This window comes from Neisseria musculi (assembly GCF_014297595.2).
GTDB classification, from domain to species: Bacteria; Pseudomonadota; Gammaproteobacteria; order Burkholderiales; family Neisseriaceae; genus Neisseria; species Neisseria musculi.
In genome coordinates this window covers 2283112-2307036 of record NZ_CP060414.2, presented here as the reverse complement: position 1 = coordinate 2307036, position 23925 = coordinate 2283112, and the positions used below count along the sequence as shown (strand labels likewise).

27 protein-coding genes and 2 pseudogenes are annotated in these 23925 nt (G+C 53.0%); 19 read left to right on the top strand and 10 right to left on the bottom strand.

All coding sequences use genetic code 11. The features are described from left to right. Positions 1–38: 38 nt before the first annotated feature. Complete coding sequence (locus H7A79_RS11910; RefSeq protein WP_135036855.1) at positions 39–515, bottom strand: hypothetical protein; 477 nt, start codon at positions 513–515, stop codon at positions 39–41. A 145-nt stretch (positions 516–660) separates the two neighbouring features. Between H7A79_RS11910 and rsgA the strand changes: the two genes are divergently transcribed. After that, positions 661–1527, top strand: a complete 867-nt coding sequence (gene rsgA / locus H7A79_RS11905; protein WP_187000372.1) for a ribosome small subunit-dependent GTPase A — start codon at positions 661–663, stop codon at positions 1525–1527. Between the two features lie 72 nt (positions 1528–1599). Here the strand turns inward: rsgA and H7A79_RS11900 are convergent, their stop codons facing one another. Then, entirely contained in the window at positions 1600–2253 is a 654-nt protein-coding gene (locus H7A79_RS11900; RefSeq protein WP_187000371.1) for an IS1595 family transposase, read from the bottom strand. 101 nt (positions 2254–2354) lie between these two features. On the opposite strand from H7A79_RS11900, the gene H7A79_RS11895 reads away from it, so the two are divergent. Further along, on the top strand, positions 2355–2582 hold the full coding sequence (locus H7A79_RS11895) for a helix-turn-helix domain-containing protein (RefSeq protein ID WP_246407921.1): 228 nt from the start codon (positions 2355–2357) through the stop codon (positions 2580–2582). Between the two features lie 300 nt (positions 2583–2882). Here the strand turns inward: H7A79_RS11895 and H7A79_RS11890 are convergent, their stop codons facing one another. Beyond that, the gene (locus H7A79_RS11890) at positions 2883–4046 is read right to left on the bottom strand and encodes a benzoate/H(+) symporter BenE family transporter (protein WP_187000370.1); all 1164 of its coding nucleotides are present in this window, start codon (positions 4044–4046) and stop codon (positions 2883–2885) included. A gap of 945 nt (positions 4047–4991) precedes the next feature. Between H7A79_RS11890 and H7A79_RS11885 the strand changes: the two genes are divergently transcribed. After that, positions 4992–6071, top strand: coding sequence for a calcium:cation antiporter (locus H7A79_RS11885; protein WP_187000369.1), 1080 nt, complete (start codon positions 4992–4994; stop codon positions 6069–6071). A gap of 79 nt (positions 6072–6150) precedes the next feature. Here H7A79_RS11885 and mltA read toward each other — a convergent pair whose 3' ends face one another. Further along, entirely contained in the window at positions 6151–7497 is a 1347-nt protein-coding gene (mltA, locus tag H7A79_RS11880) for a murein transglycosylase A (RefSeq protein WP_135036870.1), read from the bottom strand. A 319-nt stretch (positions 7498–7816) separates the two neighbouring features. After that, positions 7817–8110, bottom strand: coding sequence for a hypothetical protein (locus H7A79_RS11875; protein WP_187000368.1), 294 nt, complete (start codon positions 8108–8110; stop codon positions 7817–7819). Positions 8111–8235: 125 nt separating this feature from the next. On the opposite strand from H7A79_RS11875, the gene H7A79_RS11870 reads away from it, so the two are divergent. Next, a complete protein-coding gene (locus H7A79_RS11870) occupies positions 8236–8658 on the top strand; it encodes a CopD family protein (protein WP_135036876.1) in 423 nt (140 codons plus the stop codon). A gap of 26 nt (positions 8659–8684) precedes the next feature. Then, the gene (locus tag H7A79_RS11865) at positions 8685–9158 is read left to right on the top strand and encodes a CYTH domain-containing protein (RefSeq protein WP_187001712.1); all 474 of its coding nucleotides are present in this window, start codon (positions 8685–8687) and stop codon (positions 9156–9158) included. A gap of 328 nt (positions 9159–9486) precedes the next feature. On the opposite strand, the gene H7A79_RS11860 is transcribed toward H7A79_RS11865, so the two are convergent. Further along, positions 9487–10335 (bottom strand): phage minor head protein, encoded by an 849-nt coding sequence (locus H7A79_RS11860; RefSeq protein WP_187000367.1) that lies wholly within the window; start codon positions 10333–10335, stop codon positions 9487–9489. Next, a complete protein-coding gene (locus tag H7A79_RS11855) occupies positions 10332–10952 on the bottom strand; it encodes a phage portal protein family protein (RefSeq protein WP_246407920.1) in 621 nt (206 codons plus the stop codon). The genes H7A79_RS11860 and H7A79_RS11855 overlap by 4 nt, the downstream gene beginning before the upstream one ends. On the opposite strand from H7A79_RS11855, the gene H7A79_RS11850 reads away from it, so the two are divergent. The 6 genes from H7A79_RS11850 to H7A79_RS11825 all read left to right on the top strand — a co-directional run bounded on the left by H7A79_RS11850 (position 10941) and on the right by H7A79_RS11825 (position 13236). After that, entirely contained in the window at positions 10941–11408 is a 468-nt protein-coding gene (locus tag H7A79_RS11850) for an AAA family ATPase (RefSeq protein WP_228068257.1), read from the top strand. The genes H7A79_RS11855 and H7A79_RS11850 overlap by 12 nt on opposite strands. After that, positions 11405–11551: a hypothetical protein gene (locus H7A79_RS11845; RefSeq protein WP_228068256.1), complete on the top strand. Its 147-nt coding sequence runs from the start codon at positions 11405–11407 to the stop codon at positions 11549–11551. The genes H7A79_RS11850 and H7A79_RS11845 overlap by 4 nt, the downstream gene beginning before the upstream one ends. A 1-nt stretch (position 11552) precedes the next feature. After that, positions 11553–11675, top strand: a complete 123-nt coding sequence (locus H7A79_RS11840) for a hypothetical protein (protein ID WP_255518829.1) — start codon at positions 11553–11555, stop codon at positions 11673–11675. Between the two features lie 131 nt (positions 11676–11806). Beyond that, on the top strand, positions 11807–11998 hold the full coding sequence (locus H7A79_RS11835; protein WP_135037454.1) for a hypothetical protein: 192 nt from the start codon (positions 11807–11809) through the stop codon (positions 11996–11998). Then, positions 11989–12201, top strand: coding sequence for a hypothetical protein (locus H7A79_RS11830; protein WP_187000366.1), 213 nt, complete (start codon positions 11989–11991; stop codon positions 12199–12201). Before H7A79_RS11835 ends, H7A79_RS11830 begins: the two co-directional genes overlap by 10 nt. 558 nt (positions 12202–12759) lie before the next feature. Continuing rightward, entirely contained in the window at positions 12760–13236 is a 477-nt protein-coding gene (locus tag H7A79_RS11825; RefSeq protein WP_246407919.1) for a DNA adenine methylase, read from the top strand. Positions 13237–13453: 217 nt separating this feature from the next. Here the strand turns inward: H7A79_RS11825 and H7A79_RS11820 are convergent. Then, positions 13454–14379, bottom strand: a pseudogene (locus H7A79_RS11820) (ABC transporter substrate-binding protein); the annotation flags it as partial. 290 nt (positions 14380–14669) lie between these two features. Here H7A79_RS11820 and murA point away from each other — a divergent pair. Then, on the top strand, positions 14670–15920 hold the full coding sequence (gene murA / locus H7A79_RS11815; protein WP_135037446.1) for a UDP-N-acetylglucosamine 1-carboxyvinyltransferase: 1251 nt from the start codon (positions 14670–14672) through the stop codon (positions 15918–15920). 238 nt (positions 15921–16158) lie between these two features. On the opposite strand, the gene H7A79_RS11810 is transcribed toward murA, so the two are convergent. Then, positions 16159–16431 (bottom strand): hypothetical protein, encoded by a 273-nt coding sequence (locus tag H7A79_RS11810; protein WP_135037443.1) that lies wholly within the window; start codon positions 16429–16431, stop codon positions 16159–16161. Positions 16432–16614: 183 nt separating this feature from the next. Here H7A79_RS11810 and H7A79_RS11805 point away from each other — a divergent pair. The 7 genes and pseudogenes from H7A79_RS11805 to H7A79_RS11775 all read left to right on the top strand — a co-directional run bounded on the left by H7A79_RS11805 (position 16615) and on the right by H7A79_RS11775 (position 23208). Continuing rightward, positions 16615–17257: pseudogene (locus H7A79_RS11805) on the top strand (IS1595 family transposase). 188 nt (positions 17258–17445) lie between these two features. Further along, positions 17446–18258, top strand: coding sequence for an iron uptake transporter permease EfeU (efeU, locus tag H7A79_RS11800; RefSeq protein WP_187000365.1), 813 nt, complete (start codon positions 17446–17448; stop codon positions 18256–18258). Positions 18259–18434: 176 nt separating this feature from the next. Further along, entirely contained in the window at positions 18435–19604 is a 1170-nt protein-coding gene (gene efeO / locus H7A79_RS11795; protein ID WP_187000364.1) for an iron uptake system protein EfeO, read from the top strand. Between the two features lie 416 nt (positions 19605–20020). Next, positions 20021–20587: a hypothetical protein gene (locus H7A79_RS11790; protein ID WP_135037210.1), complete on the top strand. Its 567-nt coding sequence runs from the start codon at positions 20021–20023 to the stop codon at positions 20585–20587. A 311-nt stretch (positions 20588–20898) separates the two neighbouring features. After that, positions 20899–22167: an iron uptake transporter deferrochelatase/peroxidase subunit gene (gene efeB / locus H7A79_RS11785; RefSeq protein WP_187000363.1), complete on the top strand. Its 1269-nt coding sequence runs from the start codon at positions 20899–20901 to the stop codon at positions 22165–22167. Between the two features lie 253 nt (positions 22168–22420). Next, on the top strand, positions 22421–22981 hold the full coding sequence (locus tag H7A79_RS11780; protein WP_187000362.1) for a T6SS immunity protein Tli4 family protein: 561 nt from the start codon (positions 22421–22423) through the stop codon (positions 22979–22981). Next, the gene (locus tag H7A79_RS11775) at positions 22981–23208 is read left to right on the top strand and encodes a hypothetical protein (protein WP_187000361.1); all 228 of its coding nucleotides are present in this window, start codon (positions 22981–22983) and stop codon (positions 23206–23208) included. Before H7A79_RS11780 ends, H7A79_RS11775 begins: the two co-directional genes overlap by 1 nt. Positions 23209–23394: 186 nt before the next feature. On the opposite strand, the gene H7A79_RS11770 is transcribed toward H7A79_RS11775, so the two are convergent. Then, complete coding sequence (locus tag H7A79_RS11770) at positions 23395–23865, bottom strand: TlpA disulfide reductase family protein (RefSeq protein WP_135037216.1); 471 nt, start codon at positions 23863–23865, stop codon at positions 23395–23397. Between the last annotated feature and the right edge of the window lie 60 nt (positions 23866–23925).

Genomic DNA, 23925 nt, shown 5'->3' with positions numbered 1-23925 from the left:
TTTCAGACGACCTTTGCCGATGGTTTGAAAATTGGTGGTTACGGTTTGTTTTGGGCTGCCAGCCAACCGGCAATGTCTTTGCCCAGTACGTTGGCGGTGCGGTAAAGCACGGAACACGAGCTTTTGAAGCCGCCGAACATTCCGCCCGTGGAATTGCGGCTCATGGTAGTTTTGTGAACTGCTTTTCCATTTTGAAACAGTTCGTTATATACCGACAAACCTTTGGCATGGCCGATAAAGGCATTGCCTGAGCTCATGGCCGCGTCGATGGTGATTTTTGCATAACGGCCATATTTTTCAGGCTCGGTAGAGCGCACAACGGTAACTCCTTGCGCTGCTGCATGTTTCACAATGGATTCAGACATAACCGTGCCGATTTTCGTGCATTCGGATGTTATCCGATGATCGATGCGGCTTTCATCCTGATAAGGAATCTGCTCGGCAATATAAATTTCGGCGGCAGAAGCCGAAGACAAGGCGGCAAAGGCAGCCAGAAAAAAAGCACTCTTATGCATAGTGGTTCCCTCGAAAACTAAAAACGGTTTAATGATTATAGAGTTATTTTATATAAACGTCAGTCATCCGGGCCGTCTGAAAAGGTTTTTCAGACGGCCCGGATTATCCTGTAAAATAAATCTTTATTTCTATCTGCCCGATTTTATGCCCGACACCGCCCAAATCACCGCAAGCTACGGCCGCCGTTTTATCGTGCGCACGCCGTCCGGTGCCGTTTTCGATGCCACCACCCGCAAAAAACGGGTGGATTTTGCCTGCGGCGACTGGGTGCATATCACACCCGTCAACAGCAGTCAGGCAGTTATCGAAAACTATCTGCCGCGCAAAAGCCTGCTCTACCGGCAGGATGCCCGGAAAGCCAAGCTAATTGCCGCCAATGTGGATAAGCTGTTTATCGTAACCGCCGCTGTGCCTGCACCCAACGAACTGCTGTTGCAACGGGCACTGCTGGCCGCAGAGGCAGAGGGAATCGGTGCAGCGGTGGTAGCAAATAAAGCCGACCTGCCCGAAACAGCGGCTTGGCGGGAAAAATTAAATTTTTACGAATCATTGGGTTATCCCGTTGTCGAAACCTGCGCACTCGATAACGCCGACAACCTGCGGCCGCTGATGCAGGGGCATACCAATATTTTTTTAGGGCAGAGCGGCATGGGAAAATCCACGCTCACCAATGCGCTTTTGGGCAGCGATGCCGCACGCGTGGGAGAAATTTCCACCGCGCTCGATTCGGGCAAGCACACCACCACCCACGCACAATTATATGATTTAAATGAAGAAACCAAACTAATCGACTCGCCCGGCCTGCAAGAATTCGGCCTGTACCATTTGCAGGCAGCGCAATTGCTACACTATTTTCCCGACCTGCGCCATCTGGTGGGGAAGTGCCGCTTCCACAATTGCAGCCACCGCGCCGAACCGGGCTGCGCAGTAAAAACCGCCGCCGGAACAGGGAAAATCCGCGAATCCAGGTTAGTGTTTTTGCAGCAGATTACTAGTGAGCTTTTACGTTAGGACTTGCCGGGTATATTCGAATAAAAAACTAAAGGCCTTCTGGAAAAGAAAAGGGGCTGAAGTAGATTAGCCCTAAATACCACACCAATCCCGCAAGATTTTCAACTGCTCACTTGGTGTGCCAAAGTTAAAACGAAACCCGCATTCTTTCAAGAATAGGGGAAAAGACTTTCGGTCGATTCCGTTGTATTTGCGCAGCACACGCTTGGCCTGATTCCAAAAATTCCCAATGCCGTTGATGTGGTTTTGCCTCTGGGCAAATGTCTTGCCGTGGTTAATCCTATGGTGGTGAAAACCGCCGACATCCGGGACATCATCGCTGCTTAAACTGTCGGTATACACCACACTGTCCGGCATGATTTTCTTCGTAATAACAGGCAACAAACTCTCTTTTTTGGCGTTATCCACGACCACGGTATAAACCTTGCCGCCACGTTTGAGGATGCCGAAAATCACCACTTTGCCTGCGGCTCCTGTGCCGCGTTTTCCTTTGCGCTTACCGCCGGAGCAGCTCTCATCTGACTTTATGGAACCTTCAAAAACCTGATCGGCCTCCAAGGCCGAATGACGGCTGATGACGAGGCGGATTTTGCGGTAAAAGAGTATGGCGGTGTTGGGCCGGATACCCAAGACATCGGCAGCCGAACGGCGGTAACTTCCGGCACAAAATATCCGAGTAGTTTCTTCTGTGCTTTTTTTGCTTAATTTACAGTTTGTTATCTTCATTTTAGCAGCTTGTCATGACTGCTAATCTACGTCAGCCCCAAAGAAAATAGCACCTTTTAAGGTTAAACACTTCCTCCAACTTTAAAAGGTGCTGTTTTCTTATGTCCAAATATACACTCAACTTCAAATACCAAGCCGCACCCTATTATCACCAAGTGCACAGCCAACAGCGCACCAAATGGTACTTCAACGTCTCACGCACACATCTACGCCGTTGGATAGCCGCTTATCGGCAAGGCGGTATCGCCGCACTTCAACACCTACAGGCTGCCTCTATGAAGACTAAATGCAAAAACCCGTTTATCACCGATAAACCCGAGCACAACTGATTGAAGAGTTGGGGTACATGAGGGTGTAGAACGACTGCCTAAAACACATGAAAACCCTCAACGAAAAGGAGGGTACGCTGCCAAAGCTACCAAACCGTTTAAACAAGGCAATTGTTGGGACAATGCGCCGATGGAGGGTTTCACACTGAAACATGAACGGATTAGTTTAAACTTAAAAAAGTCGGGTTCTGTAGTCGACAGAGCCCGGCTTGAAAAGGCTGTTTGAGAAAGATTCTTAACTTGTCTAAGTATTGGGGAATAGTTCACAGCTTTCAAACAGCCATAAAACAGTTTGTTATGTTATTTCGCTGTTTTCAGGTTCAGGTAGTAAACCGCCAAACCCAACACCAGCCCCCAAAATGCGCTGCTTATGCCCCAAAGCGTCATGCCTGATGCGGAAGCCAGCAGCGTAACCAGTGCCGCTTCGCGCGAGTGTTCGCATTGCCAGGCGGCAGCGAGGTTGGCTTGCAGCGTGCCGAACACGGCAATGCCGGCCAACGATGCTGTCAATTCGGCGGGCAGGGCGGCAAACATGGCTACGGTAATGCCGCCCGCAGCGGCGGCCAACAGGTAAACCACTCCCAGCAATAAGGTGGCCAAATAGCGCCGTTCGGGATTTTTATCCACATCGCTGCCCATGCAAATGGCGGAGCTGATGGCTGCCAGGTTCACCATAAACGCACCGAACGGCGCGGCCAGCAAGGTGGCGGCTGCGCTGTTTTCCACCAGCGGTCGGGCGGGGATTTGGTAACCGTAGCCCCGTAAAACGGCCATACCGGGCACGTTTTGTGTGGCCAGTGATGCGATAAACAGCGGTACGGCCACGCTGACGGTGTGCCCGAAATGCAGCCCGGGGCCGACCCATTCCAACACGGGGTTGCGCCAAACCAGCAGCGTTTGGTCGATAAGCCCCGCCCACGCTGCATAGCCGACCCCCGCCGCCAGCATCAGCAAAATGCTGTAACGCGCGAGGCGGATTTTGGTTAGGAAAAACACTGCCAGCATAACCCCCACCAGAGCTGTTTGGCTGCTCATGGCGGCAAACACGCGGCTGCCGAAATGAATCAATATGCCTGCCAGCATGGCTGCTGCCAGCTGGGCGGGAATCATGCGCACCAAGCGGTCAAAGCAGCCCAATGCCGACACCAGCCACATTGCGGCGGCTGCCGCCATAAATCCCGTTACCGCATCATTCAGCCCGATGCCGCCCAACCCTGCCAACACCGCTGCGCCGGGCGTACACCAGGCAATCATCACCGGCGCTTTGTAGCGCAGGCTCAAGCCCAAAGTCAGCACACCGCATACCAGCGGAAGCGCGGTAAACCACGATACGGTTTGTGAAGGTGATGCACCGAATGCCAGGGCGGCCTGATAAATAATGACCGCGCTGCTGCCGTAAGACACCAAAAATGCAGCAACAGCGGCGGAAAAATGAGAAGCAGAAAAATCGGTAAGCTTGGGCATAAGTTGGGCGGCGGTTGTCGGAAGAAACACGGTTATAGGGCAAACCCGCTTTATTTCCGGCGCAGCCCTGCCGCGCTCCGTCCCAAAGAAAACGGTTGGGCGCGGCAACAAAACCGGTTGCGTGCTATCTGCAACAGCTGCGGCCTGCTGTTTTGTGCCGGAAATAAAGCAAATCCACTATAACACAGGCACTGCTGCGCCGGCGGGCGGGAAGCGGAATTTGGCGGATTGGTGCCGGTGTTTTCAAGCATCACAACCATGCCTGCCCCATCATGCAACCCCGGCATTGCCCACCCTTTCCGTTTGTTGCCGGGATACCCGTTTGTGGATTTTTTGGGCTGCTAAAAATGCGTAAGGCACGGCAACGCCGTGCGGTTTTCGGACATAACCAACATCACGGGATGCTCTTCTCCCGAAGAAATAAAAGCTGCCCGGATAAAAGCAGCCACATCCCGGCCGCTTCCTACATCTGGAATCTCTGCAACATTCCAAACACCAACCCGCTGCGGTGCCGCAAAAACCGGCAAGCCGTTGGAAACAGCCGTTTGAAAATATTTTCAGACGGCCTGTCGCATCGGCAACATTCCAAACATTAAGAAACGTTACCGGCTCTGCAAGCCCGCTGCGCCGCCCCGCGCAGGCGGAAATTGGAGCATTTGTTTGACCGAAACGTTAAATTTTTCCACCGGAGTTGCCGCCTGTGGTGCACAAATAACGGTATTTCAGCCTTTCAGACGGCCTTCAGGCCTTTTTGCAGAGGGTTCGGCCTAAGTGAGGGTTATGTCCGGGCTTTCAGACGGCCGCTACACGCAGCCCCCGAGAAACCATTGGAAATTTCAAACAGCAGCATTGCGCTTGTTTGATAAGGTTATGAAAAACAGCCTGTTATCCGTTATAATGCGCAGCTTTTCCACACCGTTTCCATTATAAGGATATTCGTTATTTATGGCTTCACACCCGCACACACAGCTTCCCCTGTGGTCGCTCGCCCTGCCCGTTTTGGCTTGGGGCCTTTACTTTATCGGCATTAAAGACAGCGGCTGGCTGCAAATCGCCGGCGGCATTTTGCTTATCGGCAGCGTACTCTCGGCTGTGCATCATGCTGAAGTGGTGGCACACAAAGTCGGCGAGCCGTTCGGCACCATTATTCTGGCACTGGCGATTACCGTTATCGAAGTAGCATTGATTGTTTCATTGATGGTTGCGGGCGGCGACAATGCCGCCTATTTGGCGCGCGACACAGTTTTCGCTGCCATTATGCTGATTTTAAACGGTATTTTGGGAGGGTGTCTGCTGATTGGCGGCTTAAAGCACCGCGAACAGTTTTTCGGCCAAAAATCGGCCACCACCGCGCTGGTAACCCTGGTGGCCATTCTCACGCTCACGTTAGTGCTGCCCAACTTCACCACCAGCACCGAAGGCCCCACCTACAACGCCGCCCAACTTGTGTTTGTGGCCGTTGCATCGTTGGTGTTGTACAGCTCGTTTATCATGGTGCAAACCATACGCCACCGTGATTATTTTCTCGCCGATGACGACGACCAAAGCCACCATGTCGAGCCGCCCTCGATGAAAGTTGCCTTAACCAGCCTGATTTTCTTGATTATTTGCTTGGGTATTGTGGTGTTGCTGGCCAAAGCACTCTCCCCTGCGGTGGAAGGCATTGTGACCGATTTGGGCGCGCCCAAAGCATTGGTGGGCGTGATTATTGCTGCCGTGGTACTGTTGCCCGAAGGCTTGGCCGCACTCAAAGCCGCCCGCCGCAACCGCCTGCAAACCAGCATCAATCTGGCTTTAGGCTCGGCACTGGCCAGCATCGGCCTCACCATTCCCGCCGTGGTAATCGTGTGCCTGCTGTTTGATATCAACATGGTTTTAGGCCTGGATCTAAAAGCCATGGTATTGTTGGCACTTTCAATTTTCACCGTCATGCTTTCACTCAACCACGGTCGCACCAATATGCTCTACGGCGTGGTGTTGCTGGTGGGCATGGCCGCGTATGTGTTTACCGTGATTGTGCCGTAACCTCCCCCTTCTTGCTTGGGTAAACACAAAAGCCGTCTGAAAAATATTTCAGACGGCTTTTTTTAATCAAACCGAAACCTTAAGGGCGGTATTCGGGCATGATGCCGTTGGGGAGAAGCTGCCACACATAGCCTTTGTGTTTCTGTTTGCCCGCCACTGCGCCGGCTTCATCGCCGTAGCCCCAGAAATAATCCACCCGCACCGCGCCTTTGATTGCGCTGCCGGTATCCTGCGCCATAATCAGGCGGTTGAGGGCGTAGTTGCTGTCGGGGTGGGTGGTGGCCACAAACAGCGGTGCGCCCAACGTGATGTAATGGCGGTCGACAGCACCGGCATACTGGCCCATTAGCGGGGTACCGAGTGCGCCGACCGGGCCATCGTCATTGCCCGGCAGCGGGCGGAAAAACACATAGCTGGGGTTTTGCCCCAACACTTCGGCCAGCCGCTGCGGGTTGCGGCGCATATATTCTTTGATGCCCTGCATCGTGGTTTGCGCCAGCGGCAGGTAGCCTTTGTCGGCCATGTAACGGCCTATCGAAACATAGGGATGTTCGTTTTTATCGGCAAAGCCCACGCGGATATGGTTGCCCGCAGGGGTTTTCAGACGGCCGGAACCTTGAATGTGCAGAAAAAACAGCTCCACCGGGTCTTCGGCATAGCCCAGTATCGGCGCTTTGCCGTCAAGCGCACCACCGTTAATCTGGGCGCGGGTGTAATAAGGCACAAAGCGGTTGCCGGAAAAACGGCCTTTCAATGCCCGGCTGCGCGCGGTAAGCGGAAATTGTGAAAGGTTGGCCGAATAAGGGCCGGCGGCATCGATTACACCTTTGTTGGGGCCGGTTTGGCGGATACGCACGGTGGCTTTGCTGTTGCGCAGCGAAGCGGGCAGATCAACCGAAATAAAATCATTGGGAATGCCGTAGATGGGAAAGCGCGCGTTGCGGGTGTTGTTCGAATCGCCCAAAAGCACGGGTTCATAATAGCCGGTTACGGTGCCGGCAAGGCTGCCGTTGCCGCTCACCTGCCAGGGGGTGAAATACTGCTCGAAAAAAGCTTTGGCTTCGGCGTTTTTATAGGGCGTTTGCGCAGCTTGGGCGCACACGTTTCGCCAATTGGGCTGTGCTTGCAGTTTTTCGCAACCGAGACGGAACGAACGCAGGCTGTCGGCAAAGTTTTGTTCGTTCCATTGCGGCATGGTGTTGTGGGACACGGCTTTGTAGCTGGCACCGCCGCCGGGAGAATGCACGAAGCCCTCCGGAGCGGGTGTGCCGGCGGGCAGCGGTTCGCCCTGTATTACCGGCGGCGCGGGCGGTTGCTGTACGGGGGGAACAGCGATGCCGGGCTTGGTTTTTTTGGTGCCGCAGGCGGCTAAAACAGCAGCGGTAATGCCCAACAAGGCGATACGGTAAAAATTTTTACGGTTCATAGTGTTGTGTGATAAGGCCGTCTGAAACGGCGGGTTTCGGACGGCATAGTTTTAAAAGTTTGAAATAAGGCAGACAAGTTTTGCAGCTGCGCGGTTCCCCGTTTGGTCGGTTTTAAGCCGGCCTGAAACAGAAATGGGGGCATTCTAACATAGAATCAACGGGCTAAATCCGGCCTGCGGCAATCTTTGCATATTGCCGCAGGCCGTCTGAACAGCTTGGGTTGGGTTGCGGATATGGTTTCGATACGGCCCGAGGTATTTCATTGGTATTGAGTCTTAACCTGTGTTTTTATTCTGCAGAGCTAAAACGGGATTTTAATCAGCATTTCTTTCGGCCGGTGTTTTTGCTGCCTTTGGTTTTTTTATCGACAACAGCCAGGCGGGCGGCAACAAATTCAACCATTAAGTCTTTCTTTTCCCAAAAAAATGTTTGCATTTTTTCGAGCGAATAGATTTTGCGTACCATAGCGGGTAGGCCGTTGTGGATAATCGCGGCAACATCGCGGTTAAGCGTTTCATTGTCCATGGCAGTTTTCAAATCGGTGTTTTGGGCATCAAGATAGGCTTGCAGCTCTTTTTTCACACCGCCGTGAATTTCGAATTGTTTAATCATTTGGGTTTCCCTTTCCGTAAATCCAGTGTATTTTATCAAAAATAATGTATTTTTAAACAAATCTTAACTATTAGACTAGTTTTTAAGGCTACAATATGTCGGTTATTTTCCAAAGGCCGTCTAAAATGTATTTGTGGTTCAAACTGCTGCATGTGTTTTTTATTATTTCATGGTTTGCTGGGTTGTTTTACCTGCCGCGTATTTATGTGAACCTTGCCCAAGTTGAAGCGGGCAACCGCAGCGAATATCTGCGCCTGCTAGGCATGGCTGAGCGTTTATTTAAATTTATGACGCCGCTGGGTATCGGAGCGGTGTTGACGGGTTTTGTGATTCCGTTTGCCGCCGGCTGGTGGGGCATGGGATGGGTGCATACCAAAGTAACGTTGGGAGTGGTGCTGTTAGGCTACCACTTCTATTGCTACCGCCTGCTTTTGGATTTTCAAGACAACCGCAACCGTTATTCCCACAAATGGTTCCGCGTATTTAACGAAATCCCCGTGGTAATTATGGTTGCTGCGTTGTATCTGGTGGTGTTCAAACCGTTTTGATTATCCCTTTGAGGCCGTCTGAAAACATGACCATTGAAATCGAACGCCGTTTTCTCTTAAAAAACAATGATTGGCGCGCGCAGGCGGGTGAGCCGGAAACCATGCGCCAGGGTTATCTGAGTGTGGAAAAAGAGTGCACCATACGCGTACGCATCATCGGCAACCGTGCATGGCTCACGTTGAAAGGCTATATTTCAGATGTTGCCCGCAGCGAATTTGAATATGAAATCCCGCTGCCGCACGCTGAAACGATGATGCAGACCATGTGTCTGTTTAAACTCGAAAAGCGGCGTTATAAAATTGATTATCGGGGTTTTGTGTTTGAAATCGATGAATATTTCGGCGACAACGCTCCATTAGTCGTGGCAGAGCTGGAGTTACTAGGCGAAGATGCAGCATTTGCCAAACCGCAATGGTTGGGCAGGGAAATCACATCAGACGGCAAATTTACCAATGCTTATTTAAGCAAACATCCGTATTCTGAATGGGGCAAACCGTAAAGGTTGGCTGTAAACAAGGCCGTCTGAAAGCTGTGAACTATCCCCCAATACTTAGACAAGTTAAGAATCTTTCTCAAACAGCCTTTTCAAGCCGGGCTCTGTCGACTACAGAACCCGACTTTTTTAAGTTTAAACTAATCCGTTCATGTTTCAGTGTGAAACCCTCCATCGGCGCATTGTAAAACCAAGTGAGATAAATATATAGTGGTCTGTGAGATAAATGGGATTAGGCGGGACTGGTTGGGTTGATGTGGGATGGCGGATTTGTAATGCTGTTGCACACAGTGAAATAAAAATGAACGGGCTGATTTGGCCCGTTTTTTGATGCTCACAATCCTTTGCTGAGGGATTTTAGGGCGATGTCGAGCAGGGCAGACTCTGCTCCTTTTTGCAGTTGTCCTGCTCCGTTGATGGGCAGGTAGGGGCGTGGCTCGATTTTGACTTTCCTGCCGCGCCCGGCTTGGCCGCCGAGGTGGTGGATGGCGGCATATTTTTTATTACTGCCGATACGGGCAAAGCCGTTTCCGATCTGGGTGCTGATGCCGGCGGCGATCCGGCCGGATAATTGCAGGGTTTTGCCGCCGTTGTCGGCAACGCGCGCTTCGGAGAGCGGTTTGACGCGGCAGCGGCAACGGTAATCCAGCGGCGGATAGCGGGTATCCCAAACCGGGTCAGTGGCGGCGTACACCTTGCCGTGCAGCAGGCGGTGGCTTTCGCGGGTGCGGCTGTTGTTGACGGCCACATATTGCCAATACGGGTGTGTGTCTGCCGAATCCATCATTTCGGCATAGCGTCCGGCCACGTAGGCCGACTGCATATTGGTGAGGTAGATGGTTTTCAGGCGGTGCGGGCTGCCGAGCGTGGCCGTCTGAACCTCTCCCGTGTCGGGATTGGACACCTCTTTACGCCCCCACCAGCCTTTGCCTTGCAGAACGGGTGTGAGCTGTCGGCTGAACTCAGTGAGTGTTTCGCCGTTTTCGGCGGCGCGCACCACGGCATCATAGATATCGTCGGCCACATCCATGCCTGCGGTTTTGGCGACGGTCAAGGCGGTAGCATGGGCATCATCAAGCATATCCTGCCAGTCCCACGATACCTGATGGCCTTTTTGCTTCAGATAGGCCACGGCGGCTTCGGGCTGCATACCGAACACGGCTTTGATGTCTTCGGGATTCATGCCAATTCTCCGCTGGCTTCAATTCGGCCGACCAGTTCGGACAGGAACAGTACGCGCGCCAGCTCGTTTTGCAGGTCGGCATCGTCCATGTTCGGGAAGGCTTCGGCCAGACGGTCGAGGATGTTGTCTTGGGTTTCGCCTTTTTGGATTTCGTTTACCAAAGCCGCCGTCAATGCTTGGCCTTGCGCATTCAGACGGCCTGCGTCGGGCGCGAGGGTGTCGATGATTAAGCCTGCATCGGTGTGGTCATGCTCGGCAAAGTCGGCAGGCGGTTTGGCAGGCTGCCTGAACGCCGCCGCGTCTGTTTCCGCAATATCGCCGTCTTCCAGACCGTAGGTGCGTTTCCAATATTGCGGCGTGAAGCGCACACCCGAATCGGCCAGCGTTTTGTCGCACTCGGCACGCTCTTTGGTGCCGCTCTCTTCGTTTTCAAACAATTCAAACTTGGGCGCGGACACATTGCCGAAGTTCAGCTCCACCACCCATTCAATCAATCGGTTAAACGTGTCCTCCACGATGCGGCTGTCGGCATCGCGGATGTCGTCGGTCACTTCCAAGCCCGCCGCCGCGCTGGCGTGGTTGGTGTCTTTATCGGTGGTCTGGTCTTGGCCGAGCAAGGCGATGTTGATTTCACTGCGGCAATCGCCGAAGCGATTTTAGCCGCGGTGGCCCCGAATGTGTCGCCCAAGCGCAGCCCCGAAGCACGGTTTGCCCAAATCCACCGCGCCCTGGCCGAAAGCGCCAAGGCGGGCAACAAGCATGTGTTGGTAATCGAAGAAGCCCTCAGCCTGCCTATCCCCACACTGAAACACCTGAAACGGTTTTTTGAATTAAAACACGGCTTTGAACGCCTGCTGGGCATTGTGTTAATCGGCCAAACCGAGCTGGCGCAAAAACTCAGCGAAAACAACCCGAACGTGCGCGAAGTGGTGCAGCGCTGCGAAGTGGTAACGCTGTTGCCGCTGACCGACGGCAAGCTGGAAGGCTATCTGAAACACAAGTTTGCCCGAGTCGGCGCGGATTACAGCAAGGTATTAGACCAAAGCGCGATTGATGCGGTGCCGAACGCTTGACCGTTAAAAGCCGAACGGCCAAAGGCACAGAGCTGAACAGCCTGCTCTATCCGCTGGCGGTCAACAATCTGGTAAGCGCGGCCATGAACCAAGCGGCCGAGCTGGGGTTTGATGTTGATGCCGATGTGGTTAAGGGGGTGTGAGATGGCTGATTTTGTTGAAAAAATGGTTTTCGGATTTGCCATTGCACTGGTACTCGGCTGCCAAAGCAAGGCGGACGACCAGCCTTACAGTCCGCCACCCGCCCAGTATGCGGCATCGGAATAACAGGGCAGCGACGACACCGCCGCCCTGATGGCCGCCAAGCAGCGCGAAGCCGACGATGCGGTACGCGAGATGCTGAAGGCCTATGAGCAAGAGGACTTTGATTGGGTGCGCGGCGATGCGGAGGCATACAAATGACACACCGTATATCAGACCTGCTGGTAAGTCATTACCCGTGTTCTGCCGAATTTATCGCCGACGTGCTGCGTTGGCCGCTGGCGGAAGTGAAGGCAGAGTTGGCAAAAATGGAGCGTCGCGGCGAAATCGAAAGCCGTGTGTTGGTAACTTACCGGTTGAGTGAGGAAGGGGAAAATAAATGCGCGTAGAACGTGATTACAGCAACATCAAGGCCAAAGTTTGGCGCGAGCGGGCGGGCTATCTCTGCTGCGAGCTGAACAGCATCCACGGGTATTTTATCCTGCTGATGGTATCGGCTGATAAAGCCGACACCGAAGCCGATGTGGTGCAGACGGCCTTGAGATGCCTGAGCAGCAGTGATTTAGCAGTAGCAAACCAGGAGGCAGCGTGATGAAAAACGGATTAATTGACTTGAACAACCACCTCTTTGCATCACTGGAGCGGCTGAATGACGAAAGCATTACCGGCGATCAGTTGGAAATGGAAATATCCAGAGCTAAGGCGTAAATGAGGTGGCGGCAAAAATTATTGATACAGCCAGCCTAGCGCTACAGTCAGAAAAGCTGAAAGCCGAATATGGCGCTGGAAACTTTAAACCGCCTGTGATGATTGAGAAGAAAGATGGCTAGGCTTAGTCGGATTGAATACAGCGAAAAGGAAAAAGAGTTTCTGAAATCCAATTGCAGTATGAGCCGGCAAGAGTTGACCGATGCCTTTAACGAACGATTCGGCCGGAATTTGAGCAAAGGAAATATTTCGGCCATGTGCAAACGCAATAAATGACTGACCGGCCGAACCGGAATGTTTGAAAAAGGCAGCATGCCTTGGAACACCGGCTTAAAAGGCAAGGGGGGGTAATAAAGCCTAACTCCGGGAATTTTAGGTATAACCGAGCGCCGCGAGTGCCGTTTTTATTCTTATATATATATAATATATATAAGGAGTCAGAATGACACCCAAACCGCAACCGCTCGTGCCGTGGATGGGCGGCAAACGCCGCCTGGCCAAACACCTGCTGCCCTTGTTTCCCGAGCATCAATGCTATGTCGAGCTGTTCGCCGGCGGCGCGGCGCTGTTTTTTATGCGGCCGCAGCCGGCCAAGTGCGAAGTGCTCAACGACCTCAATGGCCAATTCATCAACCTCTACCGCGTGGTGCAGCACCACTTTGACGAGTTTGTGCGCCAGTTTGAGTGGACGCTCACCAGCCGCGAAGTGTTCGCCCGCCTGCAATCCACCCCGCCCGATGTAATGACCGACATCCAGCGCGCCGCACGTTTCTTCTACCTGCAACACACCGCCTTCGGCGGCAAAACCGTTGATCAACATTTCGGCACCGCCACCACAAACCGAGGCTTCACCGCCGCCGGCATCGCAGGCCGTCTGAAAGCCGCGCAGCAGCGGCTCAATCATTCTCGAGCTGTTTAAAGACTTCAGCATTCGCCGCCTCGAGCTTGCCTATTCGGTCGGCAGGGATAAAACGCAAAAGGCCAGCGGCGAACTGGTCATCTGTAACTACTAATAAGACAAAAGTCCCGACGTCTGGACTTTTGTATTGATGTATTTGTAACATGGTTACATAGTGTGCAACAAAATTAAAAACGATTTATCTCAAAAAACGCGCCGATTTATCGCGCGCGGCTTCAGCAGGCAGCGCATCCCAGCCCTGCCGTTTGGCAAAGCCGCTCAGGCGCTTTCCGGCCTCTGCGTGCGTGATACCCTAGCCCATCACCATCGCCGTAGGGTTTTTCTCCAGCTCGGTTTCCCGCCCGGTAACCACAATCACATCGGGCTTGGCTGCCAACACCTGCTCGGGGTTGATCGGCGCGTAAAACTCTACCGAACCGGCGGAAATATTATCGCCACCCACCAGTGTCGTCATCGCTCCCCACATCGACTTGCCGAAGGTAACGCTGTGTTCCTCGGGCCCTTTGTTACCGAATTCCACATAAACTTTGGGATAAACTTTGGGTTTGGGCAGTTTGGCTTCGGCGATGCGGCTTTGAATATCGTCGGCAATGGTTTTATAGTCTGCCGCCAGTTTGGCCGCGCGCTCCTGCTGCCCAGTCAGCGTGCCGATGATTTCGGTGGATTTGACATGGGCGGCAACCGTTTGCGCGTTATAGTCGAGCACCACAATCGGAATGTCTGCTTTTTCCAACCGGTCCAATCCGAACCCAGTGCCTGATACTGCCAATCAGCCAGCAACAGTAAATCGGGCTTCAGCGACAGCACTTTCTCAACCGAAAATGTATCCACTTCTACCTCGCCCGCATCTTCCAGCTTGTCCAACTTGGGCACGGCCTTGCGGAAAGCCTCCCAACTTGCGGGCGCCCAATCCGACCACACCGCTTTAGAAAAGCCTACCACGTTGTCAAGCGCGTCTTTACCGCCGACAGCCATATAATCCTGATAATAAAAGCCAAGCACAACACGCTTGGCAGGCAAATCTACCGTAACCTTGCGGCCGGCGGTGTCGGTGATCTGAACAGGCTCGGCATAAGCCGCAGCCGCTCCCAAGGCAAGGGCTGCGGCAAAAACAAATGGGGCGGGAAAAAGTTTGACAAACATGGATAACCTTTTGAAAAAATAAAAAGAGAATAATCAAATTGGTAAGACAGAACCGCAGCCTTCTGATCACGGCTCAGGCTGAACAGCGGTTCAGCAGCGGGAAACAGCCCTTAATTCAAATCATATTAACAATGATTTTTATTTAAAGTTCAAAATCAATTAAAAATAAACCCCAGCCATCTGAAATTTGCGCAACACCCGAGGCCAAAAGCATGCAAAATCTTTTATAATCGTTTATTTACCGCACCATCTCAGAGGCCTAAAGGCCTGCACTTACCGAAAGATCAATTGTGGACAAACTCAAAATTTCCGCCAACGGCCCGTTAAACGGCGAAATCACCGTTTCCGGCGCCAAAAACGCCGCCCTGCCGCTGATGTGCGCCGGCCTGCTGACTGCAGGCACCCTGCGCCTGAAAAACGTGCCCATGCTGCGCGATGTGAAAACCACCCAAAAACTGCTGCAAGGCATGGGCGCGCGCGTGCTCACCGACAATGTGCACGAATTTGAAATCAACGGCGGCACAGTAAACAACACCGTTGCGCCCTACGAGCTGGTGAAAACCATGCGCGCTTCCATTTTAGTGCTCGGCCCCACTCTTGCCCGTTTCGGCCAAGTGCAGGTGAGCCTGCCCGGCGGCTGCGCCATCGGCTCGCGCCCGGTTGACCAGCATTTGAAAGGGCTGGAAGCGATGGGCGCCGAAATCACCATCGAACACGGTTATGTGAAAGCCAAAGGCCGTCTGAAAGGCGCCCGCGTAATAATGGACGTGGTTACCGTAGGCGGCACCGAAAACCTGCTGATGGCCGCCACATTGGCCGAAGGCACCACCGTGCTGGAAAACTGCGCCATCGAGCCGGAAGTAGTGGATTTGGCCGAATGTTTGGTAAAAATGGGCGCCAAAATCAGCGGCATCGGCACGCCGGTGATGACGGTGGAAGGCGTAAAAGAATTGCACGGCTGCGAACACAGCGTGGTGCCCGACCGCATCGAAGCCGGCACATTTTTGTGCGCAGTAGCAATGACCGGCGGCAAAGTAGTGTTACACAACGCCGCACCGAAAACCATGGAAGCCGTGCTCGACAAACTGGTGGAAGCCGGAGCCGTTATCGAAACCGGCGGAGATTGGATTTCCATCGATATGCGGCAGCGCCCCAAAGCAGTGGATATCCGCACCGTTGTCCACCCTGGTTTCCCCACCGATATGCAGGCGCAGTTTATGGCAGTTAATGCCGTGGCGGAAGGCACGGGCAAAGTGGTGGAAACCATATTTGAAAACCGCTTTATGCACGTTCCCGAGCTAAACCGCATGGGTGCCGACATCAGCACCGAAGGCAATACTGCCATTGTAAAGGGCGTAGAAAAACTATCCGGCGCCACCGTGATGGCCACCGACCTGCGCGCCTCCGCCAGCTTGGTGATGGCCGGTTTGGTGGCAGAGGGCGAAACCATAGTCGAGCGCATCTACCACCTCGACCGCGGCTACGAGCACATCGAAACCAAGCTCAATCGGGTTGGCGCAAAAATCGAACGGATTTCCTAACTATACCGCCATAATCCAATATAAAGGCCGTCTGAAAACATTTTCAGACGGCCTTCGAACTCGGCTTGAATTTGTTGGACAAAACGCAATCCATTTCTTAAACGCCCACAGCAGTGCAAGCGAAAGGCCCGCAGTAACAGTCACCACAACATACTGGCCGCACCCAGCGTCATACAGCAGCGGCATGGCTAATCCTCACCCAATGGCAGCCTTTTGAGACTATCACCTAAAAATACCACTAGTGTGCTGCGATTGAAATAAAAACGCGCTTCCAGCCTGAAATCCGATACCGGTCAAACAGCAGCGAAAGCAGCGTGTTAGCTATAGCAAACATGGCCACCAGCGGCACGTCCCGGGTGATAGAGCCGTCTGAAATTTTCTGAAACTTGATACTCAAAGCCGAAAACAAATTGAGATTCCCGCCCAAAGTAAACACCGGCAAAGCATCAAATAAAATTTGGTAACGCGCCGGCCGCTGTTTGATCCGCGTGTAACCGATTGTTTTTTTCATCAAAAAAGGTTAACCAAGCAGAACGGCAGTGCTGAAATCATGCGGCACGGCAGTGGCGGCGCAGCTTTGGCGCACCGACTGATGAAGCGGTAAAGCGGTGGAAAAAACCAGAAAAACGGTATAAACGGTGTATATATTTATTTAGGCTCTAGACTGGCAGAATAGCTCTGTTAGCCTGGAAAAATGAAATATAACACCAAGTTAAGTGACCATCAGCTCAAAAAATTATCAAGCATTTTTGTGTCGGTATAGAAGCCTCAAAACCGCTTTGCCGACAGGCTTCAACCGCAATACCATCAACCACCGGTATCGCATGTTCAGGCACGAAATATACCGCTGCCAAAGCAGGCAAAAAGACCTGTTACGGCAGCATAAAGGTTGATGAAAGCTATTTGTAGCGCGGTTTCCATGGCGAGTCAAAGCGTGGCAGAGGAACGCTTAAACAACCCGTCTTTGGTATTTTCGAAAGAGACGGCAGGGTTTATACCGAAATCGTTCCTGATTGTAAAAAGCAAACACTTCAAGCTGTTATATTGGGAAAGGTCTCTCTGGAGAGTGTTTTTATTCTGATAGCCGGCGCGGTTACAGCGGCCTGGTCGATAAGCCGGCTACTCTACATTTGTGCGTTAATCACGGACAAAATGAGTTTGCAGATGGTACCGGGCGCATCAATGGTATTGAAAGCTTCCGGAGTTTTACCAAACTAAGGCCCGCCAAATTCAACGGCGTAACCAAAAACTTTGATTTGCACCTGAGGGAATGCGGATGGCGATGGAACCGAAACTCTGATGAACTGAGTCACGAACTTTGGGGGCTTTTAAAGTAAATTTATATAAAGCTGCTAGTCTAGAGCCAATGGTTTTCATTCAAATCTCTCAGGCCGTCTGAAACAGTTTCAGACGGCCTTTAGTCTTTTAAATTATCTGCTAACTTTTATAGAATAAAAACTATTTGCTTTAATTTTAAAATAGGAATATAACCTAGATATTTATCGGCAAGGATATATGTAGGCTCATGTTTATTGCTTTTCTGATTATGTTGCGCGAGGGCATAGAGGCCGCGCTGATTGTGGGCATTGTGGCAGGCTTTCTGCATCAGTCGGGCAATGGACATCTGATGCCGAAAGTGTGGGCGGGTGTGGTTGCGGCCGTGCTGATGTGCTTGGGGTTGGGCTTAGCCATCCACTCCGCCACCGGCGAGATTCCGCAAAAACAGCAGGAATTTGTGGGGGGCGTTATCGGCTTGGTGACGGCGGCCATGCTCACCTATATGGTGCTGTGGATGAAAAAAGCCGCCCGCTCGGTGAAGCGGCAGCTTGAAGATTCGGTTCAGACGGCCTTAAACAAAGGCAGCGGCCGGGCTCTGGTGGGCATGGCGTTTCTGGCGGTGGCGCGCGAAGGTTTGGAGAGCGTGTTTTTTCTTTTGGCCGTGTTCCAACAAAGCCCCTCGTGGCGTATGCCGGTAGGTGCGGTAGCGGGATTGTTGGCGGCCGTTGTCATCGGTGTGTTGGTTTACCGTGGCGGTATGCGCTTGAATCTAGCTAAGTTTTTCCGCATCACCGGTATGTTTCTGATTTTCGTGGCGGCCGGGTTGTTGGCCGGTTCGCTGCGCGCGCTGCACGAAGCGGGGGTGTGGAACCGCCTGCAGGCCATTGTGTTCGACATTTCCCATATCCTGCATGAGGACAGCCCGCTGGGCGTGTTGCTCGGCGGCTTTTTCGGCTATACCGACCACCCGGCGCAGGGCGAAGTGCTGGTATGGCTGCTGTATCTGGTTCCTGTGATGTATTGGTTTCTACGCGGCGGTAACCCATCGGCTTCCCGATAGTGAATCACAACAAGGCTTGGTAAAACGCTGATGCCTCAGGCGGTTAAGGCAATATGCAGCCGGTTCTGTTAGTGAATGCAGCGCCGGTGCAATCTTTCTCGTTAAGCCGAAACAGAGCAGCATGGCAGCAACTTGCGCGGATTGACTATTCCTTCCAACAGAAAAGAGGTATCGATATGAAACAAAGAAACATTCTTGCTTTGTCCGTGATTTTGGCATTTTCATTGGCAGGCTGCCAGCCGCCCGAAGCCGAAAAAACCGCATCCGCATCCGGCACATCGGCCATGCCTTCCGTTAATGCTGACGGTTCGGTGAATGTGGCGGTCAACGACACTGCCTGCGAACCGATGGAACTGAGCGTGCCCAGCGGCAAAGTGGTGTTCAACATCAAAAACAACAGCGGCCGCAAGCTCGAATGGGAAATTTTAAAAGGCGTGATGGTGGTGGACGAGCGTGAAAATATCGCTCCCGGCCTTTCCGACAAAATGACGGTAACCCTGCTGCCGGGCGAATACGATATGACCTGCGGCCTCTTAAACAACCCGCGCGGCAAGCTCACCGTAACCGACAGCGGCTTCAAACAGGCAGGCGGCGAAGCCGATTTTGAAAAGCTGGCCCAACCTTTGGCCGACTATAAATCTTATGTTCAGGCCGAAACCAAAGAGTTGGTTGCCAAAACTTCGGCCTTTGTTGCCGCCGTGAAAGCAGGCGATATAGAAAAAGCCAAATCTATGTTTGCCGACACCCGCAGCCACTATGAGCGCATCGAACCGATTGCCGAGCTGTTTAACGAACTCGACCCGGCCATCGATGCGCGCGAAGATGATTTCAAACAAGGCCCGAAAGACCCGGAGTTTACCGGCTTCCACCGTATCGAACACGCCTTGTGGATTGAAAAATCCGCCAACGGTGTGAAAGAAGTAGCCGACAAACTCGAAGCCGATGTAAAAAAACTGCAAGCCGAAATCGATGCGCTCACTTTCCCGCCCAACAAAGTGGTGGGCGGTGCCGCCGTGTTGATTGAAGAAGTGGCCGGCAGCAAAATCAGCGGCGAAGAAGACCGCTACAGCCACACCGATTTGAGCGATTTCCAAGCCAACATCGAAGGCGCGCAGAAAATCGTTGAGCTGTTCCGCCCGATGATTGCTGAAAAAAACCAGGCCATACTCGATAAAACCGATGCCAACTTCAAGCAGGTTAATGATATTTTGGCCAAATATAAAACCGCACAAGGCTTTGAAACCTACGACAAACTCACCGAGCCCGACCGCAGAACCCTGCAGGCTCCGATTAACGCGCTGGCCGAAGATTTGGCACAATTGCGCGGCACATTGGGTTTGAATTAACCGGCGTTTGTGCAAAGCGGACGGTTTCCAACATAACGGCCTGAGGGCAGATAAACGGCAATCAAACCGCTTGGGTTTCAGACGGCCTAAAGGCCGTCTGAAACCTTTTAACCCCTTTCCCGCTTAACCTAAATCAACCGGCAATGATTTGAAATCATTAAAATACAGCGAAACGGCACACAACAGAAAAACGGTGGCAACGCCGTGTGGTTTTGTGTTGTTTCACTATCGTGAAACTGCTTTAAGATTATAACGTGCCGACCGCCCGTATTTACCCGCAGCCCTGCGCTTGTTTTTAGTGGCCATATTTCGGCAAAGCGGCAAACAGGCAAACACCTGCCGCAGTCGGCATAACGATAGTGTTATGGTTCTGCCGCAAACGGCAGCATTTCACTCAACAAAGAAAGGAAATTTCAATGAAAGCCGTAAAAACATGGCTGCCAAGCATATTGGCCGCTGCTTCGCTTTGCGCCTGCGCCAGTTTGGCAGGCAGTTTGGGTGTGCCTGTGGGGCAGGAAAATGCCGAATATAAAGTTGAAGGAGCCGGCGGGGTGGTTGCCCAAGTAAAGCCCGGCAATGCCGCCGAATCGGGCTACCGTTACGGTTTTACCGTTTTGTTGAAACAAGCCCCGAAAGTAGCTTCGGTGAAGGTTGAGCGCATCAGCGGCGGCCGGGCCGAAACCGTGATAGACGACAGCCGCAACCCCACCGTGAAATCTTCATGGCAGCCGCAGCAGCCGGCAGGCGCGCAAACTTATCTCAGTGGCAAGAAACCCGGAAGCGTAACCTGGGTGGGCCAAACCGCCGAGCTGGATATGACCGAAAAAAATGCCCCGTGGCTTTATGTTTCGGGCAACACCCGCCAACACTACAGAATCACCATCCGCGATCTGGCAGGCAGGGAAACCGTGTTCGAACAGCCGACCATTATCCCCACCCAAGCCAAACAGGTTTACCGCGATATGTTGAATATCAAACGTTAAACCGTTTTCAGACGGCCTGTTAAACCGGATAGGCCGTCTGAAAACCGGATTTGCCCGGCTAAAGCCTGCTGTTTGCCAACATACAGCAATTCTGTGAAAACGGTGGAAGTATTGCTTCACCGTTTTTCTAAAGGTGCGCCGGCAGAAATTTTGCACGGCAAGGTCGGGCAAGGCATATTGCCGTTACGGCATCGCTGCCTTATATCCGCAATAAAGTGATTCACTATAGCCATGCCCCGGATTCAGACGGCCGCATAACCCAAACCGCACCTGAATCTGCCGATTTAACCGATTAGATTAAAGGAGAAACCATGCCTGATTCCAAACAGCCCGCCCAGCCCGGCAAACGCTTTTTGCTGAAAACCGCAGCCGTGGGCGCGGCCGGTGTGGCCACGGTCGCAGGCGGCTTTATGTGGGGAGAAAAAAAGGGCAGAGCCTATCGGCAGGCAGAGCAGCCGCATTCGGCCGAAAGCTACCCCTGCTACGGAGCTCGCCAGGCAGGTATCACCACCCCGCATCAGCAGTTCGGCATCATGGCTGCCTTTGATGTGGCAGTGAAAACCGCCAAAGAATTGGAGCAGCTGCTGCGCATTCTCACTTCGCGCATCGAATTTCTCACCCAGGGCGGAGCATTAAACGACAACGATGCCAAGCTGCCGCCCGTCGGCAGCGGCATTGTGGGCAAAACCATCAAACCCGACGGCCTTACCATCACGCTGGGCGTGGGCGCAAGCCTGTTCGACCAACGCTTCGGGCTCTCCGCCAAAAAGCCCAAACACTTGCAGGAAATGCAGAAATTCCCCAACGACCGCCTCCGGCCCGAATGGTGCGACGGCGACATCAGCCTGCAAATCTGCGCCTTCACCCCCGAAACCTGCCAAAACGCCCTGCGCGACATCATTAAAAACACCGCTTCATATGCCGTTGCCCGCTGGAGCATCGATGGCTTTCTGCCCAAAACCGAGCCCGGTGCCGCCGCCCGCAACCTGTTCGGCTTTCGGGACGGCAGCGCCAACCCAAACGTGCAAGACCCTGAAACTGCCGATGATGTGTTGTGGACGGGCATTGCCTCCAACAGCTTAAACGAACCCGCATGGGCAAAAAACGGCAGCTATCAGGCAGTGCGGCTGATCCGCCATTTTGTCGAGTTTTGGGACAGAACCCCCCTTCAGGAGCAGGAAGCCATTTTCGGGCGCGAAAAATACAGCGGCGCGCCCCTGGGCATGAAAAAAGAACACGATGTTCCCGATTACACGCGCGACCCCGAAGGCAACACCATTCCCAAAGACAGCCATATGCGCCTGGCCAACCCGCGCAACCCCGCATTTCTGAAAAAACACCGGCTTTTCAGACGGCCTTTCAACTACTCGCGCGGGCTGGCCAAAAACGGCCAGTTAGATGTGGGGCTGGTGTTTATCTGCTATCAGGCCAACCTTGCAGACGGCTTTATCTTCGTGCAGAAACTACTGGATTTCGAGCCGCTCGAAGAATACATCAGCCCCTTCGGCGGCGGCTATTTCTTCGTGTTGCCAGGTGCGGAAAAAGGCAGCTTTTTCGGGCAGGGCCTGCTGTCGGGCTGATGCCGCCCGTATCATCAAAACCGCGCAAAGCAGGATAAGGCAGAATCAACCGGCAAGGGTGTACAATGGGTTTTCACACTCGGTAAGGCTGCCGGGCAGACATCACGCCAAATTTTGTTACGGACATCAGGGCAGCTACAACGATGATCGCGCCCTGTACGCCTCGCTCTACAGCATCATCAAACTGGCGAAAGGGGCGAACCGGCATCAACAGGAGGGGGGAGAAACATCATGAACATGCAATGGAAAACCCATGCGATTGGCAGGCACTTGGTGGATGTGCCGCAGCTTGGTGAATAAAAACTTGGTGTATATCGGTGCTGATCAAGAAGTCAACAGTCGTTCTGGATTCGTAATGGGCGATGCGCTTCTGACACTCAATCGCTTGAATGTGGAAAGTTGGCAATTGGGTATTGAGCTGGCAGGCAAGCCCGATGTTGGTTTGTATTTAAGCCGCTTTGTGCAGGACGAGCCCGAACCCGGCCTGCGCCAACGTGCTGGAGGTATCTTGGGTGAACTGGCCCGCAGCGCCGAAGGCCTGAAAACCCTGCGCAACCGCAAGCGCAATGTCGGGCCGATTGAGGCCGATGAAATCCTGACCGCAGGTACGCAAAACAGCAAACGCGGCTACGCCTTCAAATGGGAAGCCCCAAGTAAAGGAGATTCGTTAAGCGAGCCCAACCTCAATATTGAGCTTTCGGTCAGCGGAAGCCAGTATAAAGACAACTCTGCCTTATTTGCCAGCGATGAAGAGGCCCTGGCCTTGTGGGATCGTTTGGCATCTTCCATCCGCCTGCGCCCGGGGGCTGTGTGATGAAACAAAATACCTCATTCAAGCAGGCAGCCTTGATAGCCGCCCCCGCCGCCGCCCTGAGCCGCCGCCAATTGCTGGGTGGCATGGCCGCCTCGGCCACAGCCGTACTGTTGGCCAAGCCTTTGGCTTTGGCCGCCATATTGCCAACACGCACCATTACCGCCCAAAAAATGGGTGCCTTCGAAGCCCTTCGTATCTTTCAACAAATCAGCGCCCGCAAACGTTAAACAGGCAGAAAAGCCCGTGGAAACCGACCTCGGCGGCTTACCCAACCACTCTCTTGGTGTTCAAAGCGCATCGACACCGTATTGTTTTAGTGTTGCCAAGCCCGTTTGATCCCGTAACAGCCGCACCATCCGCACTGCGGCACTGCCTTACACGGGAATCAAGCAGGTTTCACTATAAATCAAACGTCAGCCGCATTTTGCTCGCACTTTAGCCAGTGCCTGATTGAGTTTTTCTGCCGTTACCTCGCCAAAAACCGTTTGTTTATAATCGCATTTTTTCGCCTCCACCACCGTAAAGGGCAGGCCGCCCACGGTGTTGCCGAAACTTTTCATCAAGCTGCGGCTGTCGCTGCCGGTGTAACGCCAAACAGGGTAGGACACAGGCGTTTGTTTGAGAAATTGGGCGATATTTTCACGGCTGTCCAGCGCAATGCCCACCATATCCACACTGCCCTTTTTCTGTTTACGATACCATGCCGACATAGCCGGCATTTCTTTGCGGCAGGGCGCACACCAAGTTGCCCACAAATTAATGATGCGCACAGGCGCTTTGAGCGATGCGGTATGCTGCGGCGCACTGCTGTCCCAGCTTTGCAGTTCGGAGGCGGCAGCCTGCCCGCAAACGGCGGCCAATAACAGGGCTGTTAAAATTTTCATAGCTCTTTCCTTTTTTAAACCGTTGCGGCTATATTGAGACTATATTGTAGCCTTTCAGAC